Genomic DNA, 15,639 nt, shown 5'->3' on the forward strand with positions numbered 1-15,639 from the left:
CCCGATGGGTTAAGCCAAAACCATCTAAGTATCCCCATAAAAAGAAAAATGCCAGTCAGCTTAACTGACTGGCATTAGGCATTTAGCCGCTTTTTTTGTACCAAAATCAGTACTCGTTTTTAGCCTTTAGCCTTTAGTTTTTATTTAATAAGTGGTGCTGATGAATCGCGCTGCATTAAAGTAGGTTCAAAAAAGCGATTTATAACGAGGTTTTTATTTTGATATACGTCTTTAAGCACTAATTTAGCTGCCATTTCGCCCATTTTCCCGACCGGATTATCTATGGTCGTGAGTGTAGGGTATAGGTAGTTTGCAAAAATAACGTTATCAAATCCAACAATCGATAAATCAATTGGTAAGTTATAACCGTGCTCTCGTGCATACTTCATAGCACCGGAGGCCATTTCGTCATTGGCGCATACCAGTGCAGTAAAGCTAAGTTTTTCATCAATAAAATGTTTTAAGCCTTTACTACCGCCAGTTTCGTTAAAGTCGCCAATATAAAAAAGCGTAGGATCAAATTTAACACCAGCCTCTGTAAGCGCTTGTTTGTGACCTTCAAGTCTATTAAATGCATCGGCTTTAAACTGCGGGCCTGCAATATACGCTATTTGTGTATGGCCTTGATTTAATATAGATTTAGTGGCTAGGTAACCACCTAATTGATTATCTAGACTGATACAGTTGTCTTTTAGTTGCTCTACGTAACGGCTCATTAAATAAACGGGTGTAGAGCCTTGGCTTAGTTTTATTAGGTAGTCGTCTGAGACGGCTTCTACGTGCAAAATAATGGCATCGCAGCGTCTGCTAATTAAAAACTCAATGCCTTCTTGTTCTTTGTCTTCTTCACTGTGTCCGGTAGTAATAATAACGTGTTTACCCGCAGCACGAAGCTCCGACTCAATGCCTGCCATCATTTGGGCAAAGAAAGGACCATGTAACTCAGACACTAAAATACCGACACTGTTAGTACAGTTAGAGGCTAAAGATTGCGCTATTGAATTAGGCTTGTAGCCAAGCTGCGCCATAGCATCAAGCACTTTTTGTTTAGTTTTATCGCTTACACGGGTATTTTTGTTCATCACGCGAGAAACGGTGGCTAACGATACGCCCGCAAGCTCTGAGACTTGATAAATTGTTGCCATGTTATTTGTTCACTCGCTTATCCTTAACTACTTCGGCTAAATAATACCTTAGAGTATATATCTTAACTAGCTGTTAGTTTAGATTGAATATTTTCAACAACCTGATTAGTCAGTGTATATTTTTTCATTATGTAGGCAACAAATAATGAGCCAAAAGCAGGTAGTACAGTGAATGACAGTAAAATACCGTGTTGGGTATCAAGAGTTTGTACTGCATCGGCCTGATAACTGTAAAAAGATAATAACCAGCCTGCAATTGCGCCGCCTACAGCTACGCCCATTTTAATAAAAAATATGACGCCTGAATAAACTAAACCCGTAATGCGTACACCTGTTTTTTCATGCCCGTAATCTATGGTGTCGGCCATTTTTGCCCACAACAACGGGGTTGCCATATCTAAAAAGAATTTCCATAAAATAAAGGCAGTAAATGCGAGTACTAATTGATCTTTACTAATAAAGTAACTAAAACCACAAATAGCGGCGGCAATAACTTGTAAGCTTATATAGGCCTTTATTTTACAAAAGCGCTTTGCGAGTGGTTGAGCTAAAGCACAACCTACCATGCTGGCTGCAACACCTAGCGTCATAAATAAGGTGATTAAATCGTCTCGACCTAAATAGTATTTTACGTAGTAAACAGCAAGCGTAAGCCTTAATACTTGCCCGGTAAGTAAAAAGAATGCAGCTAAGCAAAGTGTTCGCCATTGATCGTTTTTAATTAATGCTTTAACACTTTGGGCAAAAGGAATGTTTTGCTCTTTAGGCTGTTGTATACGCTCTTTTGTGCCTAAAAAACAAAGTAAAAACAGTACAAAGCCTAAAATGCTCATTGCAGTCATTGTGTATTGATAGCCCTTTGCTGCATCGCCTTGGCCAAAATACTCAACCATTGGCATAGTACAACCCGCTACTATAACGCCGCCTAACATACCAAATACAAACCGGTAAGACTGAATAGTCACGCGCTCCTTTACATCAGCCGTAAGTACGCCGCCCAATGCACAATAAGGAATATTGATAGCGGTGTAGACAACCATAAGCAGAGTGTAAGTAGTAAAGGCATAAATTATTTTATCGGTGCCTTCTAAATCGGGCGTAGTGAACGCTAAAATACTAATAATGGCAAAAGGGAGGGCAAGCCAAAGTAAGTAGGGGCGAAAGTGCCCCCAGCGCGTATGTGTTTTGTCAGCAAGGTTACCCATTAATGGGTCGGTTACGGCATCAAAAATACGCACTGCTAAAAACATAGTACCTACAACAGCAGGCGATAAACCCACTACGTCTGTGTAGTACAGCATTAAAAACATCATAACTGTTTGAAAAATAATATTACTGGCGGTGTCGCCTAAGCCATACGCTATTTTTTCTTTTACACTGACCATGATTATTTATCCCGCTTTATACTTGTTTTTAGTTATGGGTATACTTTTATCTTTTAGAGATGAGCTCTTTATAAGCTAAGCCACTATTTTTAATGGTGCGTTGCTGCGTCTTATAATCTACATACACAATACCAAAACGTTTTAAATAACCTTCTGCCCACTCAAAGTTATCCATTAAGCTCCAAGCAAAGTAGCCATGTATAACAACACCTTGTTCAATCGCATTATGAACCGCATTTAAGTGATCATTATAGTAATTTAAACGATCTAAGTCGTTAACTTCACCATTATTATATGTATCGGGCATGGCTGCGCCATTTTCTGTTATATAAATAGGCGGTAGGGTGTATGTTTTGTTAAGCGATACGAGCAGGTCGGTGAACGATTGCGGATAAACTTCCCATCCCATATCAGTCAACGGACCTGTAGGTGCAATGGGTTCATAAATGTCAGTAGGGTGCGCTTTATAAATTTGGCGGGTATAAAAGTTAATGCCTAAGTAATCAATTGGCTGAGAAATTAATTCCATATCACCAGGGTGTATGTCTGGTAAATGATCGCTTGGTAGTTGGTTAATTATATCCGGGTATTTACCATCCATTATTGGTTTCATGTACCACTGATTTAAGTAGTCATCAGCGTATTTGGCACTGTCTATGTCTTGTAGATTATCGGTAAGTGGATATGCGGGTGTAAAGTTAAGCACAATGCCGTTTTTAGTATTAGGCGATGTTTTATTTAGCACGCTCATAGCCAGACCATGAGCGAGTAGTAAGTGATGAGCTGCTTTTTTACCATACTGCTTGCCTACTAGACCTGGGGCATGTATGCCAATTTCGTAACCTAAAAACGCGCTGCAAAAGGGTTCGTTTAATGTAGCGTACGAATACACTCGTGTTCCAAATGCGTTAGTAATTAGTTCTACGTATTGCTCAAATGCATAAGCTGTTTTTCTGTTGAGCCAGCCGCCTTCATCTTCAAGGTGTTGCGGTAAATCCCAGTGGTACAAAGTAACAAAGGCTTTTATATTTTTTCGTTTTAGCTCATCTAAAATATCAGTATAAAACTTAACGCCTACAGGATTTAACTTTCCGTCTTGAGTCATCACGCGAGGCCATGAAATAGAAAGCCTGTATGCATCAACACCTAGAGACTCTATTAAATCTATGTCTTGTTGCCAATTATTGTAATGATCGCAGGCAATATGACCATGTGAATTGTCAGCAATTTTACCTGCAGTACTACAAAAGGTATCCCAAATACACGGTAAGCGATGCTCATATCCGCCCTCTATCTGAAATGATGCTGTAGCTACACCATAAACAAAGTCTTTTGTTAATAGAGGTGAATTAAATGGTAATGATATTTTTGTCATTGGTTACAAACCTTTTTGAGAACTTAATTGCACGCTTAGCGCTTATTTTTACTGACTTTCAGCGGGTACAAAGCATTATTAAAAATAAAAGTTGTTGAAATATGTAACATGTTCGTATTTAATTAGCTGTGAAAGCGCTTACATTTTTAGATTAATGTTAATTAATCTTCAGGTCAACTCTTAAATACTGCGCCTTAGCGGGGTTTGTATTAATTACTTACTGAAGATCAATTTATAATAATAAATTGCGGAGAGCACATGGCTAGTTCAGCACCACTGACATCACACACACAGTCGCAAAACCACCAAGATAAAAACTATGGTTTTGCACTTACATCTTTAACTTCACTGTTTTTTATGTGGGGTTTTATTACTTGCTTAAATGATATTTTGATTCCGCATTTAAAAGCGGTTTTCGATTTAACGTATGTACAAGCAATGCTTGTGCAGTTTTGCTTTTTTGGCGCTTACTTTTTAATGTCACTCCCTAGTGGACACATTGTTAAAAAGCTTGGTTATAAAAAAGGAATCGTGGTTGGGCTTTTAATTGCGGCAGTAGGGTGTGTCTTATTTTACCCAGCAGCGTCTTTACATAGTTATCCTGTATTTTTATTCGCTTTATTTGTACTTGCCAGTGGCATAACGTTATTACAAGTATCTGCAAATCCTTATGTAAGTTTGTTGGGTTCAGCAAAAACAGCGTCGTCTCGTTTAACGCTTACTCAAGCTTTTAACGCGTTAGGTACTACGGTTGCGCCATCATTTGGTGCTCTGTTAATTCTGGACTCAGCGTCAGAAGCCTTTTTAACACCTGCACAAAATGCAGAGTCAGTTCAACTTCCTTACCTCCTTTTAGCTGCAATGCTTATTTTACTAGCCGGTATTTTTGCATGGCTTAAATTACCAGACATTATGAGCGAGCAAAAAGAAGCGGCTAAAAACTCAGAAAAAATTGAAGGCAGTGCATGGCAATACCGTCACCTAACATTAGGTGCTGTGGGTATATTTATGTATGTTGGCGCAGAAGTGGCAATTGGTAGCTTTTTAGTAAGCTTTTTAGCGCAAGAACATATTGCAGGACTAAAAGAGCATGCTGCAGCTCATTACATCACTTATTATTTTGGTGGTGCTATGGTTGGGCGTTTTATTGGTGCTGCTGTAATGCAAAAATTACCCGCTGGTAAAGTACTTGGCTTTAACGCGACCATGGCTATTATCTTAGTCGTTATTGCCATGAGCACGTCAGGTCAATTAGCAATGTGGTCAATACTATTGGTTGGTTTATTCAATTCTATTATGTTCCCCACTATTTTTAGTTTAGCGTTAAATGGGCTTGGTAAGCATACCGCTCAAGGCTCTGGTATTTTGTGTTTGGCGATTGTAGGTGGTGCAATAGTGCCACTTTTACAAGGTGCACTTGCTGATAGTGTGGGTGTTCAACTTTCGTATGTTTTACCTATTTTATGTTACATATTTATCGTGTTCTATGGTTTAAGCGGTAGCAAACCAGTTCAAGCGCAGGAGACTCTATAATGAAAACCCCTTTTACACTTAATAAAATAGCCTTAGCAACATTAATTGCATCAGTAGGTACTTTATCGGCTTGTTCAAACGACGCAGTGACATCGGTTGAAAGTAATGAAACGTTATCTAAAACAGCGCAAATTTGGCCAAAACTTAATATTGCTGTTAAAAAAGATGCCGATATTGAAGCTAAAATAGTTAACTATTTAAAAGCAATGACACTTGAGCAAAAGGTTGCTCAAATGATTCAGCCAGAAATTCGTGATATTACCGTTGAAGACATGCGTAAATATGGCTTTGGTTCATATCTTAATGGCGGTGGTGCATTCCCTAATGGCGACAAACACGCAACACCAATGGACTGGGTAGCCTTAGCAGAGAGCTTTTATCAAGCTTCTGTTGATGACTCACTTGATGGCAGTAGTATCCCAACTATGTGGGGCACCGATGCAGTACATGGTCATAATAACGTAATTGGCGCGACGCTTTTTCCACATAACATTGGTTTAGGCGCGGCTAATAACCCAGATTTAATAGAGCAAATAGCGTCTATTACCGCAGTAGAAGTAATGGCTACGGGTATTGATTGGGTATTTGCACCCACAGTTGCCGTAGTGCGCGACGATCGCTGGGGCAGAACGTACGAAGGCTACTCTGAAGATCCAAAGATTGTTCACGATTACTCAGCAGCGATTGTAAATGGATTGCAAGGTAAAGCCGATGGCGACTTTTTAAGTGATAAGCGTGTTATTAGCACGGTTAAGCACTTTATTGGCGATGGCGGCACCGTTGATGGGGATGATCAGGGAAATAATATAGATAGCGAACAATCGCTATTTGATATTCATGCCCAAGGTTATGTTGGTGGTTTGTCGGCGGGTAGCCAATCGGTTATGGCGTCTTTTAATAGCTGGAATGGCGTTAAAAATCACGGCAATAAATACTTACTTACAGATGTATTAAAAACACGTATGGGTTTTGATGGTTTTGTAGTGGGCGATTGGAATGGTCATGGGCAAATTGAAGGCTGTACTAACGAAAGTTGTGCACAAGCCGTTAATGCAGGCCTTGATATATTTATGGTGCCAACAGGTGCCTGGAAGCCTCTTTATAACAATACAATTGCGCAAGTTAAGTCAGGCGAAATTAGTATGTCGCGTATTGATGATGCAGTGAGCAGAATATTACGCGTAAAACTTCGCGCTGGTTTATTTGATAAACCAAGCCCGGCTAAGCGTCTTTACTCGGGTAAAACAGAACTTATTGGCGCGCAAGAGCATCGCGAAGTCGCACGTCAAGCTGTGCGCGAATCGCTTGTATTACTTAAAAATAAAAATAACCTATTACCTATCGAAGCTAATCAACGCGTACTTGTTGCAGGTGATGGTGCTGATAATATAGGTAAACAGTCGGGTGGTTGGAGTATTACGTGGCAGGGGACTAATAATAAAAATGCTGATTTCCCTGGAGCAACGTCAATTTACAAAGGGCTTGAAGAACAAATATCTGCAGCAGGTGGAAGTGTTACTTTAAGTGCTGATGGTACGTTTGAACAGCGTCCTGATGTTGCTATTGTTGTATTTGGTGAAGAACCTTACGCAGAAGGGCACGGCGATAAAGATAACCTAGAGTTTGAGCGCGGAAATAAAAAGTCATTAGCACTTTTAAACTCGCTAAAAGAGCAAGGTATTCCTGTTGTATCGGTGTTTATATCAGGTCGACCTATGTGGGTGAACAGTGAACTTAACGCATCTGACGCGTTTGTAGCTGCATGGTTGCCAGGTACAGAAGGCGCAGGTATTGCTGATGTTTTATTAAAAGCGGCAGACGGCACCATTCAAAATAACTTTAAAGGTAAATTATCGTTTTCTTGGCCTAAATCAGCGGTACAAACTGCGGTTAATAAAGGCGATGAAAATTACGACCCATTACTTCCTTATGGTTTTGGTTTAACGTACGGCGATAAAAACGTGCTAGCTGACGACCTTGATGAAGACTCTAAACTTGATAACTCAGGGCTTACGAGTATGGATATACTTGTTGGTGCACCTGTAGCGCCATGGCGCTTATTGTTAAAATCGGGCGATGAGCTTTTAGATGTATCGAGTAGTACACATGAATTTGGTGCAATTAAATACCGAACTGAGGACAAAATAGTACAAGAAGACGCGCGCCAATTTAACTTTAGCGGTGCAGAAAAAGCCAGTGCTGAAATAGTAACAAGCTTTGCAGAAGATACCATTGCCTACGTTGAAGCCGATAGTGTGATTAGTTTTGATATTAAATTAAACGAAGCACTAACGAGCGATATAGCACTTGCTATGACTTGCTCGGGTGAATGTGGTGCAAGCATTGATTTAGCAAACGTAGTGGATAAAACCATTGAGAATAAATGGCAGTCAGTATCAATCGATTTAGGTTGTTTTGCTGATAAGGGTGTTAATTTTGCAAACCTAACAAGCCCATTTAGCTTACGCAGCAATGGTAAAGCATCAATTTCTGTGGCTAATATTCAGTTTGTGCCAAATAAGGCAGGCGAAGCTACACTGTCTTGTAAGTAGTTTATTAACTCTATTGTGTGTATACCAAAGCCCTTCGAATGAAGGGCTTTTTTTATGTAGAGGATTAATACTAACCTGCATAAATACTTGAGCTAATTGATATAACTAAAAAAGAACAAGTCGCTATAAATACAAAGGGTTACCACGTTTTTATAGGAAGAACCTTTTTTATAATAGCTTGTAAAATAATTAACACTGCATTAAGAGGTTTTTTTCGTCAAAGCTAACTACTTTATCTCTGCCGGTTTCTTTAGCAAGATAAAGGCGTTTATCAGCCAACGACAGTAAGTCTTTTACACTCATTTTACCATTTACAGAGTGACTCACTCCCGCGCTCACAGATAGTTTTATATGCGCGTTTTGATAATAAAACGGATGCTTAGAAATATTTTCACGTAAGTGCTCTGCATATTCTTTAGCTGCTCGTAGGGAATAGTCTGGTAGTAATATTGCAAATTCTTCACCGCCTATTCTGGCGCAAATACCCTCATCAATAAATTGCTCTTTTATGTGCTGCGCAATCCATTTAATTGCTTGATCGCCCGTGTCGTGGCCGTACTTATCGTTTACATGCTTAAAAAAGTCGATATCTAGAATAATTATAGATACATTTATATCATTGTTATTAGGTTGTTTAAGGACTGCTTTGGCGTTATTAAAGAAACCTCTGCGATTAAATAACTGTGTAAGAGAGTCGGTATTGGCAAGGTTCGATAGCGTATATTCACTATTAGAAAATAACAAAAATGGCAGTATAAGAGCACTCAGTGTGGCTAATAGTAAATGACTAATAAGCACAATTTGCAAAGGGGTTGCTACATCTTGAATACTCGAACTAAGTACCGGTATTGATAGAAATATAGCATTTAAAAACATAACTCCACTGTGCACTAAAAAGCAGGTAATTAACGCCTTTTTCTGGGCTTTAGCAACAAAGCTCATGCTTTTGATTAAATACGCTGTGTAAATAAATAATCCGGCAATTACTAAACTCGTTAGCATTTTTGCTGCACCGAAAGGATAAATTGCCAATAACAATAAGCTAGAAAAACCAAATATGCAGTAAAGAGGCATTAAGCTAATATTTTGTACGTTTTTGTACTTATATAGTCCAATAACAATTAAGAGTGGGCTAGTTATCATTGAAACACTAGCTAAATAGTGGGTTATTAAAGGTAGATCTATGAATAAGCGCAAACATGCCAGTATTTCGGCTAATGCGAATGTGGCACAGGCTAAACCAAATAATAAAAAAGATGTTTGTTTTTTATATTTATAAATTGAGAGGAAAAATAAGCTTATGAACAAGTTAAGGATAAAAGAGAAGAAGATCACAGTAGGCAAATGAAACATGATTTATTCTCTTTATTATAAAATGATGAAATATATATTTAACTAACTGTTGTAATTATTATGTATTAATAAGAAAAGGTCAATTCAGTTAAAAGGATTGCTTTTTCAATTTTTATATTTTACCTCAAGAATTATTAACGCCCGCTAAACCAAACTCTCTAAAGCTGATTTAATATCAGGATGATGAAAACGATAATTATGAACGAGTGCCTTTTTAGGGACTACAAATTGTCCTGTTGTTAGTAAGTCTGACATTTCACCCATTAATAATTTAAGCACTACGGTTGGCATAGGGATAAATGCAGGTCGCGATAACGCCTCGCCTAAGCTTTTACTAAATTGAGCGTTGCTTACAGGATTTGGCGCAGTTGCGTTAACAGGGCCAGATATTTCTGGATGCTTAATAATAAAGAGTATTAGCTGAATCATATCGTCGATGTGTATCCACGACATTCCTTGCTCGCCATTACCAATTGGGCCGCCTAAACACAATTTAAAGGCAGGGAGCATTTTACTTAATGCTCCACCTTTTTTAGCTAAAACAATACCCGTGCGCAAAAGGCACACTCTGGTGTGTTCTGATTGCGCGAGTAGCGCTGCATTTTCCCAGTCTTTACAAAGCTGGTGGCTAAATTCGTCGTGTGGGTTTTCAAAAGTTTCATCAATAGGGTTACTATTTTGTCGACCATAAAACCCAACGGCGCTTCCAGATATATAAGTATGCGGGGCAGTGCTACAAGCTTTAATAGCTTCACTAATTTGTTGTGTAACACCAATACGGCTGTCGCGTATTATTTGCTTTTGTTTGTCGCTCCAGCGTTTATTTACAATAGGTTCGCCAGCTAAATTAATAACAATATCAACAGTGTTAAAATCTACTGCATTGACATTGCTTACGGCTTTAACTTTATGGCCCAATAATACGTTTGCTTTAGTCGGATTTCGGCTAAGCACAGTAACAGTATTATGATGAAGTAAAAAAGGGCATAAGTGCTTACCAATTAATCCCGTCGCGCCAGTAACAAATATATGCATTATTAATCCTTACAATAAAATAGTAGCAAGTGATTAAAAAACATACTCGCTAGCAAACAGCTTTGCAAATTTATACGTAAAACAGGCTTTTATGATCACTTCGTAATTATTTCATTTAATTACCTTTTGCCTTACACTAAAGCCATATCATTAATAAAAGGATTAATAAATTGGCAAGTTTAACTGGAGTAAATAAAAGCTTAATAGTTTTTGCTTCCTTAGTGGTCGTACTCGCGGGGATAAAAGCGGCAAGTGTAATTATTATTCCGTTTATTTTGGCGGCGTTTATTGCCATTATTTGTAATCCGCTTATCAAGTTTTTTGCGCGCTACCGAATTCCTAAAGGCATTGCTGTTATGTTGGTAGTGCTTATCATAGTTGGCTTAGGTGTAAGCCTTGGCGGGCTTGTAGGGCAATCAATAAACGATTTTTCGCAGCAACTTCCTGAGTATAAAACACAACTCAAAGAAGAATTTGTATGGCTTGTAGATTTAGCATCTCAATACAACATACTGATTAATAAAGAGCAGTTAATCAATATGTTCGACCCAGGTAAAATGGTTGATGTAGCCACTAATATGCTCACCGGTTTAGGTGGCGTAATGGCAAACATGTTTTTAATTATTTTAACCGTTGTTTTTATGTTGTTTGAAGGGCCAATGCTGAGCAAAAAAATACATATGGCACTTGAAGATCCCGATAGCAAAATGAAGCAAATTGACCGCTTTTTAGAGTCTATTAATTCATATCTGGCAATTAAAACGCTAGTAAGTTTAGGTACGGGTATTATTGCTGCGTTTTACTTATGGATTTTAGACGTTGACTACTTTGTGCTGTGGGGGGTATTGGCATTTATGTTCAATTACATTCCTAATATTGGGTCAATTATTGCGGCTGTACCGGCTGTATTACTTGCGCTTATTACTCAAGGTCCGTTAATTGCGGGATTGGTTGCTGCAGGCTATTTAACAATAAATACGGTGATGGGCAATATTGTAGAGCCTAAGTTTTTGGGCAAAGGGCTGGGTCTTTCAACGCTAGTGGTATTTTTATCATTAATATTTTGGGGCTGGTTATTAGGTACTGTGGGTATGCTTTTATCTGTGCCATTAACTATGATTGTAAAAATAGGCTTAGAAGCCAGTGCTGAAGGTAAGTGGGTTGCCACCTTGCTAGGCAGTGGCGAAGACGTTGCTAAAAATAACTAACATCTATAACTATCAAGGGCTGTAAAATTATGGCCTTTGATAGTTAAATACTCGGTTACTAATACTAGTTATTGAGTGTTCGGCTATTGATCAGTAAACGAATTGATAGCTTCATCAACTGCGTTTATTGCGCCTTCTAAATATCCTGCTTCTTGTTTTGCAAACTCACTCGCTACAAAATGAATGTTCAAGTTATTTAATTGCTCATCTAAGCTTGAAAAATCAAATTCTGGGTGCTGCGAAGGTTGAGTTTGATCGTCTCTATTCGCTACAAACTTATCGTCTGCCCAGTCTTTAATAAAGTATCCCGTTGCCTTTTCAGCATCCTTACCATAAAAATAGCTAAGCTGCTGGGCACAGGCTTGAATTAATTGCTCTGTAGTTACTTGGTTTCTTGATAAGTACGGCACACCTATAAAGCCAAATAATGCGGCGTAATTGCCATCTTCAGCACTGGCATCGTGAATTTCGACCATTGGGCCTACGCGACTAAAGCATTGTCCTGATAAGTTTTTATCACGCCAAAATGCATGTTCAAAAGTAGCTATAAATTTGGCTTGTCCTGCCATCCATGTAGGTACACTACTAAGGCGGTTTATGAGCGTTGGAGTAGCCCATAGTTCAGGTGTTAAGTGTGTTGTAACCATACGAGCAGGAATAGCTGAAATTAGTTTTTCAGTAGTAAGGTGCTTTATATTACCTAAGTGATTAACCGTAATTTGCCAGTTATTATCACCTTTTTTAAGCTCAGTGACATTGTGTTCCAATAACACTGAATCAGGATTAAGTTGCTCGTATAAGGCAGTTATTAAGGTATTCATGCCGTGTTTAAGCCTAAATAACTGCATATCTCCAGCACCTGCAATTTGTTGAGGCTTCTTGGCGTTAGGTGCTTGATATAACACATCACCTTTGTTGTATTGCTCAAATATACTTAAGTGGAGTGACTTTACTAAAGCTTGGATTTTTGGTTGGTGAGGAAATATCCACGTAGGACCCAAATCAAAACTAACATCGTTATTTATTGGTGATTGCGCAGCAAAAATTCGGCCGCCTAATTGCGATTTAGCTTCCAGTAATAAGTACTCAATATTAAGCAGTTGTAATTTATACGCACTGTATAAGCCGGCCAGTCCGCCACCTATAATTATTACTGGTTTAGTCATTTGTTTACCTATTAGCTATTTAGCAATCTACTAGTAGGTAGTTTGTTTTGATATGAATAAATTGTCAAGTAGGCTAAAGGGAACGAGTAGATAAACGTAACTAGTTTAGTGTGCTTTAAGTTACGTTAAAATGGGTGTTTTAGTGATTCTGTAAATTGATTTATAAGCTCAATTTCACAGAGTTTATAGCTAATGGCTGCTGTTGTCGCATTAGGAAGTTTTATTAAGTAACGCCATTGGCAGGCACTCTCAAGGTACTTTTCGTTATTTTTAATGCTGCGCATAAATAACGGTAATACTTGCGTATTGCCTGTGCTTTCTTGTGATTTAGTTAGCTCATATTTGCGCTTTTGTATCCAACTGCCTTGTGCTTGCTTTGCTTTATCAATCTGGCTATCTAGGCATTGAATATACCGCTTAGCTTCATCGGTTGTTGCTTTAGCGGCTAAAGTACATGCCTCATCTGCAAAGCTGTACTGGCTTGTAGTTAATAGCACAATGGCAGTAAGTTTTAATAAATAGTTACTTTTTGTCATTGTAATTAAACTCTAAGATAAATTGAGCGCCGGCTAAGTTATCAGCATCGGTAATGGTAAGTGTCCCGTTATACGACTTAACTAAATCAGATACAATCGCCATGCCTACGCCGTGTCCGCTTTCGTATGTATCGAGGCGAGTACCACGTGTAAGTAAAGATTCACGTTTATCCTCTGGCACACCAGGGCCATCATCGCTAATTCCAATACACAGAGTTTTACTTTGGATTACTTGTATTTCTACTTGCGAGCGACACGCTTTACAGGCGTTATCAATCAAGTTACCGAGTAATTCCATTAAATCTGTTTGGTCACCTAGAAAGTAATCTTTTTCGGTTACGGTGCAGGTAAAAATAATATCTTTATCACGGTATACTTTTGCCATAGCACTGAGTATTGAATCAAGTACAGGCTTAATAGGTGTTTGCTTTTTCCACGTGTCTGATGCACCGGTTGCAGCACGCTTTAATTGGTGCTCGATCATCACATTAATTCGGTCGAGTTGTTCTTGTGCATCGGCATCGTTTGCCAATGGACTTGATTTTAGTACTGCAAGCGGTGTTTTAAGTGCATGAGCAAGGTCGCTTAATGAGGCTCTGTAGCGCTCTTTTTGGCGCTGTTGCGACTCAAGTAGCAAGTTTAGGTCTGCTTTTATTGTTTGCAGCTCTACAGGGTAGAGGCCTTTAATTTCTTGAATATCACCCGATTCAATCGCTTTTATCTCTTTATCGAGTCGTTGGAGTGGGCGAGCGCTCCAAATGAAACCAATCGCCATTAGGCCTGCAATTGCAATCCCCATGATAAACATCCAATCTACAAGGGTTTGCTTAAAGCCATCCATTATACGAAGTAGAGCGTCGTTACGTTTGACTAATATAAAGCGAGCTTGTTCTGATTGATCTATGTTGTTTAAAATTACAGTCAGGCTAAGTTGCCAGTACGCGGTATTATTATACTCCACGCGCCTGAAGTCGGCGGCACCGGCTTTGGTTTCTATTTGCTCTGGTACATAGTTTAAATTTACAGCCGATTCTGAGTTCCAAACAGGGTCATCATCGCGGTAAATCATTGCGTAGGTGTCTGAATTTAATCTGTTTAACTCAGGCGCTAAAATAGTGCTGGGCATAATAATACCATGCTCAGTAAAGTCGACTTCAGATATTAGCGAGTAGAGCTGTGCCTCGAGGGTTTTTTCTGTCGCATCAACAAGTGAAGCGTAATACGCTTTGCCAATTGAATAAAATAAGATAGGGAGTGCGACTAATAAAACAAAGACAAGGATAAATCCTTGCCTTATTTTTAACGATATTTGCGGTATTACCACTGGCTTTTAAGCCTGTAACCACGCCCACGTAGTGTCTCTACTGGGTTTAGTACGCCTTCTGGATCAAGCTTTTTACGCAAACGTAGTACAAATACCTCAATTACGTTTGAATCAAGGTCAAAATCTTGGTCGTAAATATGCTCAGTAAGTTCTGATTTAGAAATTACTTTTTGCGGATTTACCATTAAGTATTCAAGTACTTTATATTCGTAAGCTGTAAGGCTAAGTTCTTTATCATCAACCCATACTTGTTGTGAACGTGTATGAATTTTAATTGGACCCGCAGTCATTTCTGGATTTGCTTTACCAGCACTGCGACGAATTAATGCATTACAACGTGCAATAAGTTCTTCAACATGAAATGGTTTTGTAAGGTAGTCATCTGCACCTGCATCTAAACCTTCTACTTTATCCTGCCAGCGATCGCGCGCTGTTAATATTAAAATAGGGATAGTAATGCCTTGTGCTCGTGCTTTATTGATTAGCTCAATACCGTCTATTTTAGGTAAACCTAAATCAACTACGGCCATATCAAGCGGGTATTCTGTAATGTGGAAAAGACCTGCTTCACCATCGTGACATAAATCCACGCTGTAACGTTCTTTTTCTAAAGCATTACGTAGGTTATCTGCTAAATGTAAATCGTCTTCAATAACTAAAATTCGCATTTGTTAATCCTTTTTCACTTCGCCGGTTTTTTTATTTATATGTAAATCAACGACGTGGCCGTCAGATTTGAGTATTCGTACGGTATAAAAATCTGTTTTTTCGGTAATTTTTAAGGTCTTACCGCCTATTGTTTTCTTTGCAAGTATTACGGCTTTCTTTTTGTCCACCTCAGCATGAGATGCTTGGGTGGCCGTCGCTGCTTGAGCAAAGTTAGCTAAGCTAACACAAGCAATAAAACCGAGGCTTAATAATACGCGCATAATGGAAAACTCCTAGACCAGACCCACTTAGTTTAATTAACTAAGTTACTAAAATTCAAGTAAAAACGCTAAATTCGCTTTTATCTCAGTAATTTTAA

The 15,639-nt window shown here is 38.7% G+C and carries 13 protein-coding genes; 3 read left to right on the forward strand and 10 right to left on the reverse strand.

Annotated elements, in window-relative coordinates:
- Window positions 1–140 precede the first annotated feature (140 nt).
- The 3 genes from I6F66_RS07440 to I6F66_RS07450 all read right to left on the reverse strand — a co-directional run bounded on the left by I6F66_RS07440 (window position 141) and on the right by I6F66_RS07450 (window position 3,905).
- Window positions 141–1,145, reverse strand: coding sequence for a LacI family DNA-binding transcriptional regulator (locus I6F66_RS07440; RefSeq protein ID WP_165726368.1), 1,005 nt, complete (start codon window positions 1,143–1,145; stop codon window positions 141–143).
- Window positions 1,146–1,207: 62 nt separating this feature from the next.
- Window positions 1,208–2,530, reverse strand: a complete 1,323-nt coding sequence (locus tag I6F66_RS07445) for a glycoside-pentoside-hexuronide (GPH):cation symporter (protein WP_024590902.1) — start codon at window positions 2,528–2,530, stop codon at window positions 1,208–1,210.
- A gap of 46 nt (window positions 2,531–2,576) precedes the next feature.
- On the reverse strand, window positions 2,577–3,905 hold the full coding sequence (locus tag I6F66_RS07450) for a GH1 family beta-glucosidase (RefSeq protein ID WP_197209021.1): 1,329 nt from the start codon (window positions 3,903–3,905) through the stop codon (window positions 2,577–2,579).
- Window positions 3,906–4,163: 258 nt separating this feature from the next.
- On the opposite strand from I6F66_RS07450, the gene I6F66_RS07455 reads away from it, so the two are divergent.
- Together I6F66_RS07455 and I6F66_RS07460 are read left to right on the forward strand one after the other, a co-directional pair.
- Entirely contained in the window at window positions 4,164–5,438 is a 1,275-nt protein-coding gene (locus I6F66_RS07455) for a sugar MFS transporter (protein ID WP_165721849.1), read from the forward strand.
- The gene (locus I6F66_RS07460; protein WP_197174996.1) at window positions 5,438–7,990 is read left to right on the forward strand and encodes an exo 1,3/1,4-beta-D-glucan glucohydrolase; all 2,553 of its coding nucleotides are present in this window, start codon (window positions 5,438–5,440) and stop codon (window positions 7,988–7,990) included. Before I6F66_RS07455 ends, I6F66_RS07460 begins: the two co-directional genes overlap by 1 nt.
- Before the next feature lie 189 nt (window positions 7,991–8,179).
- On the opposite strand, the gene I6F66_RS07465 is transcribed toward I6F66_RS07460, so the two are convergent.
- Entirely contained in the window at window positions 8,180–9,133 is a 954-nt protein-coding gene (locus I6F66_RS07465; RefSeq protein WP_197209022.1) for a GGDEF domain-containing protein, read from the reverse strand.
- A 354-nt stretch (window positions 9,134–9,487) separates the two neighbouring features.
- The gene (locus I6F66_RS07470) at window positions 9,488–10,378 is read right to left on the reverse strand and encodes a TIGR01777 family oxidoreductase (RefSeq protein ID WP_197209023.1); all 891 of its coding nucleotides are present in this window, start codon (window positions 10,376–10,378) and stop codon (window positions 9,488–9,490) included.
- 170 nt (window positions 10,379–10,548) lie between these two features.
- Between I6F66_RS07470 and I6F66_RS07475 the strand changes: the two genes are divergently transcribed.
- On the forward strand, window positions 10,549–11,586 hold the full coding sequence (locus I6F66_RS07475) for an AI-2E family transporter (RefSeq protein WP_007585280.1): 1,038 nt from the start codon (window positions 10,549–10,551) through the stop codon (window positions 11,584–11,586).
- Window positions 11,587–11,669: 83 nt separating this feature from the next.
- Here I6F66_RS07475 and I6F66_RS07480 read toward each other — a convergent pair whose 3' ends face one another.
- From I6F66_RS07480 to I6F66_RS07500, 5 genes are all read right to left on the reverse strand, one after another.
- Window positions 11,670–12,752, reverse strand: coding sequence for an FAD-dependent oxidoreductase (locus I6F66_RS07480; protein WP_197209024.1), 1,083 nt, complete (start codon window positions 12,750–12,752; stop codon window positions 11,670–11,672).
- 125 nt (window positions 12,753–12,877) lie between these two features.
- Window positions 12,878–13,288, reverse strand: coding sequence for a hypothetical protein (locus I6F66_RS07485; RefSeq protein ID WP_007585278.1), 411 nt, complete (start codon window positions 13,286–13,288; stop codon window positions 12,878–12,880).
- The gene (locus I6F66_RS07490) at window positions 13,275–14,612 is read right to left on the reverse strand and encodes an ATP-binding protein (RefSeq protein ID WP_007585276.1); all 1,338 of its coding nucleotides are present in this window, start codon (window positions 14,610–14,612) and stop codon (window positions 13,275–13,277) included. The genes I6F66_RS07485 and I6F66_RS07490 overlap by 14 nt, the downstream gene beginning before the upstream one ends.
- Entirely contained in the window at window positions 14,606–15,280 is a 675-nt protein-coding gene (locus I6F66_RS07495) for a response regulator transcription factor (protein ID WP_007375447.1), read from the reverse strand. The genes I6F66_RS07490 and I6F66_RS07495 overlap by 7 nt, the downstream gene beginning before the upstream one ends.
- A gap of 3 nt (window positions 15,281–15,283) precedes the next feature.
- Window positions 15,284–15,541, reverse strand: coding sequence for a PepSY domain-containing protein (locus I6F66_RS07500; RefSeq protein WP_002959808.1), 258 nt, complete (start codon window positions 15,539–15,541; stop codon window positions 15,284–15,286).
- Window positions 15,542–15,639: the final 98 nt, after the last annotated feature.

The sequence above is a fragment of the Pseudoalteromonas sp. NZS100_1 genome (assembly GCF_015864285.1).
Taxonomy (GTDB): Bacteria; Pseudomonadota; Gammaproteobacteria; order Enterobacterales; family Alteromonadaceae; genus Pseudoalteromonas; species Pseudoalteromonas arctica.

Excerpts from the sequence above, each read along its gene's own strand:
- I6F66_RS07455 (WP_165721849.1), top strand. The coding sequence starts at position 4,164 with ATGGCTAGTTCAGCACCACTGACATCACACACACAGTCGCAAAACCAC.
- I6F66_RS07485 (WP_007585278.1), bottom strand. The coding sequence starts at position 13,288 with ATGACAAAAAGTAACTATTTATTAAAACTTACTGCCATTGTGCTATTA.
- I6F66_RS07450 (WP_197209021.1), bottom strand. The coding sequence starts at position 3,905 with ATGACAAAAATATCATTACCATTTAATTCACCTCTATTAACAAAAGAC.
- I6F66_RS07465 (WP_197209022.1), bottom strand. The coding sequence starts at position 9,133 with ATGATAACTAGCCCACTCTTAATTGTTATTGGACTATATAAGTACAAA.
- I6F66_RS07500 (WP_002959808.1), bottom strand. The coding sequence starts at position 15,541 with ATGCGCGTATTATTAAGCCTCGGTTTTATTGCTTGTGTTAGCTTAGCT.
- I6F66_RS07460 (WP_197174996.1), top strand. The coding sequence starts at position 5,438 with ATGAAAACCCCTTTTACACTTAATAAAATAGCCTTAGCAACATTAATT.
- I6F66_RS07440 (WP_165726368.1), bottom strand. The coding sequence starts at position 1,145 with ATGGCAACAATTTATCAAGTCTCAGAGCTTGCGGGCGTATCGTTAGCC.
- I6F66_RS07495 (WP_007375447.1), bottom strand. The coding sequence starts at position 15,280 with ATGCGAATTTTAGTTATTGAAGACGATTTACATTTAGCAGATAACCTA.
- I6F66_RS07480 (WP_197209024.1), bottom strand. The coding sequence starts at position 12,752 with ATGACTAAACCAGTAATAATTATAGGTGGCGGACTGGCCGGCTTATAC.
- I6F66_RS07470 (WP_197209023.1), bottom strand. The coding sequence starts at position 10,378 with ATGCATATATTTGTTACTGGCGCGACGGGATTAATTGGTAAGCACTTA.
- I6F66_RS07445 (WP_024590902.1), bottom strand. The coding sequence starts at position 2,530 with ATGGTCAGTGTAAAAGAAAAAATAGCGTATGGCTTAGGCGACACCGCC.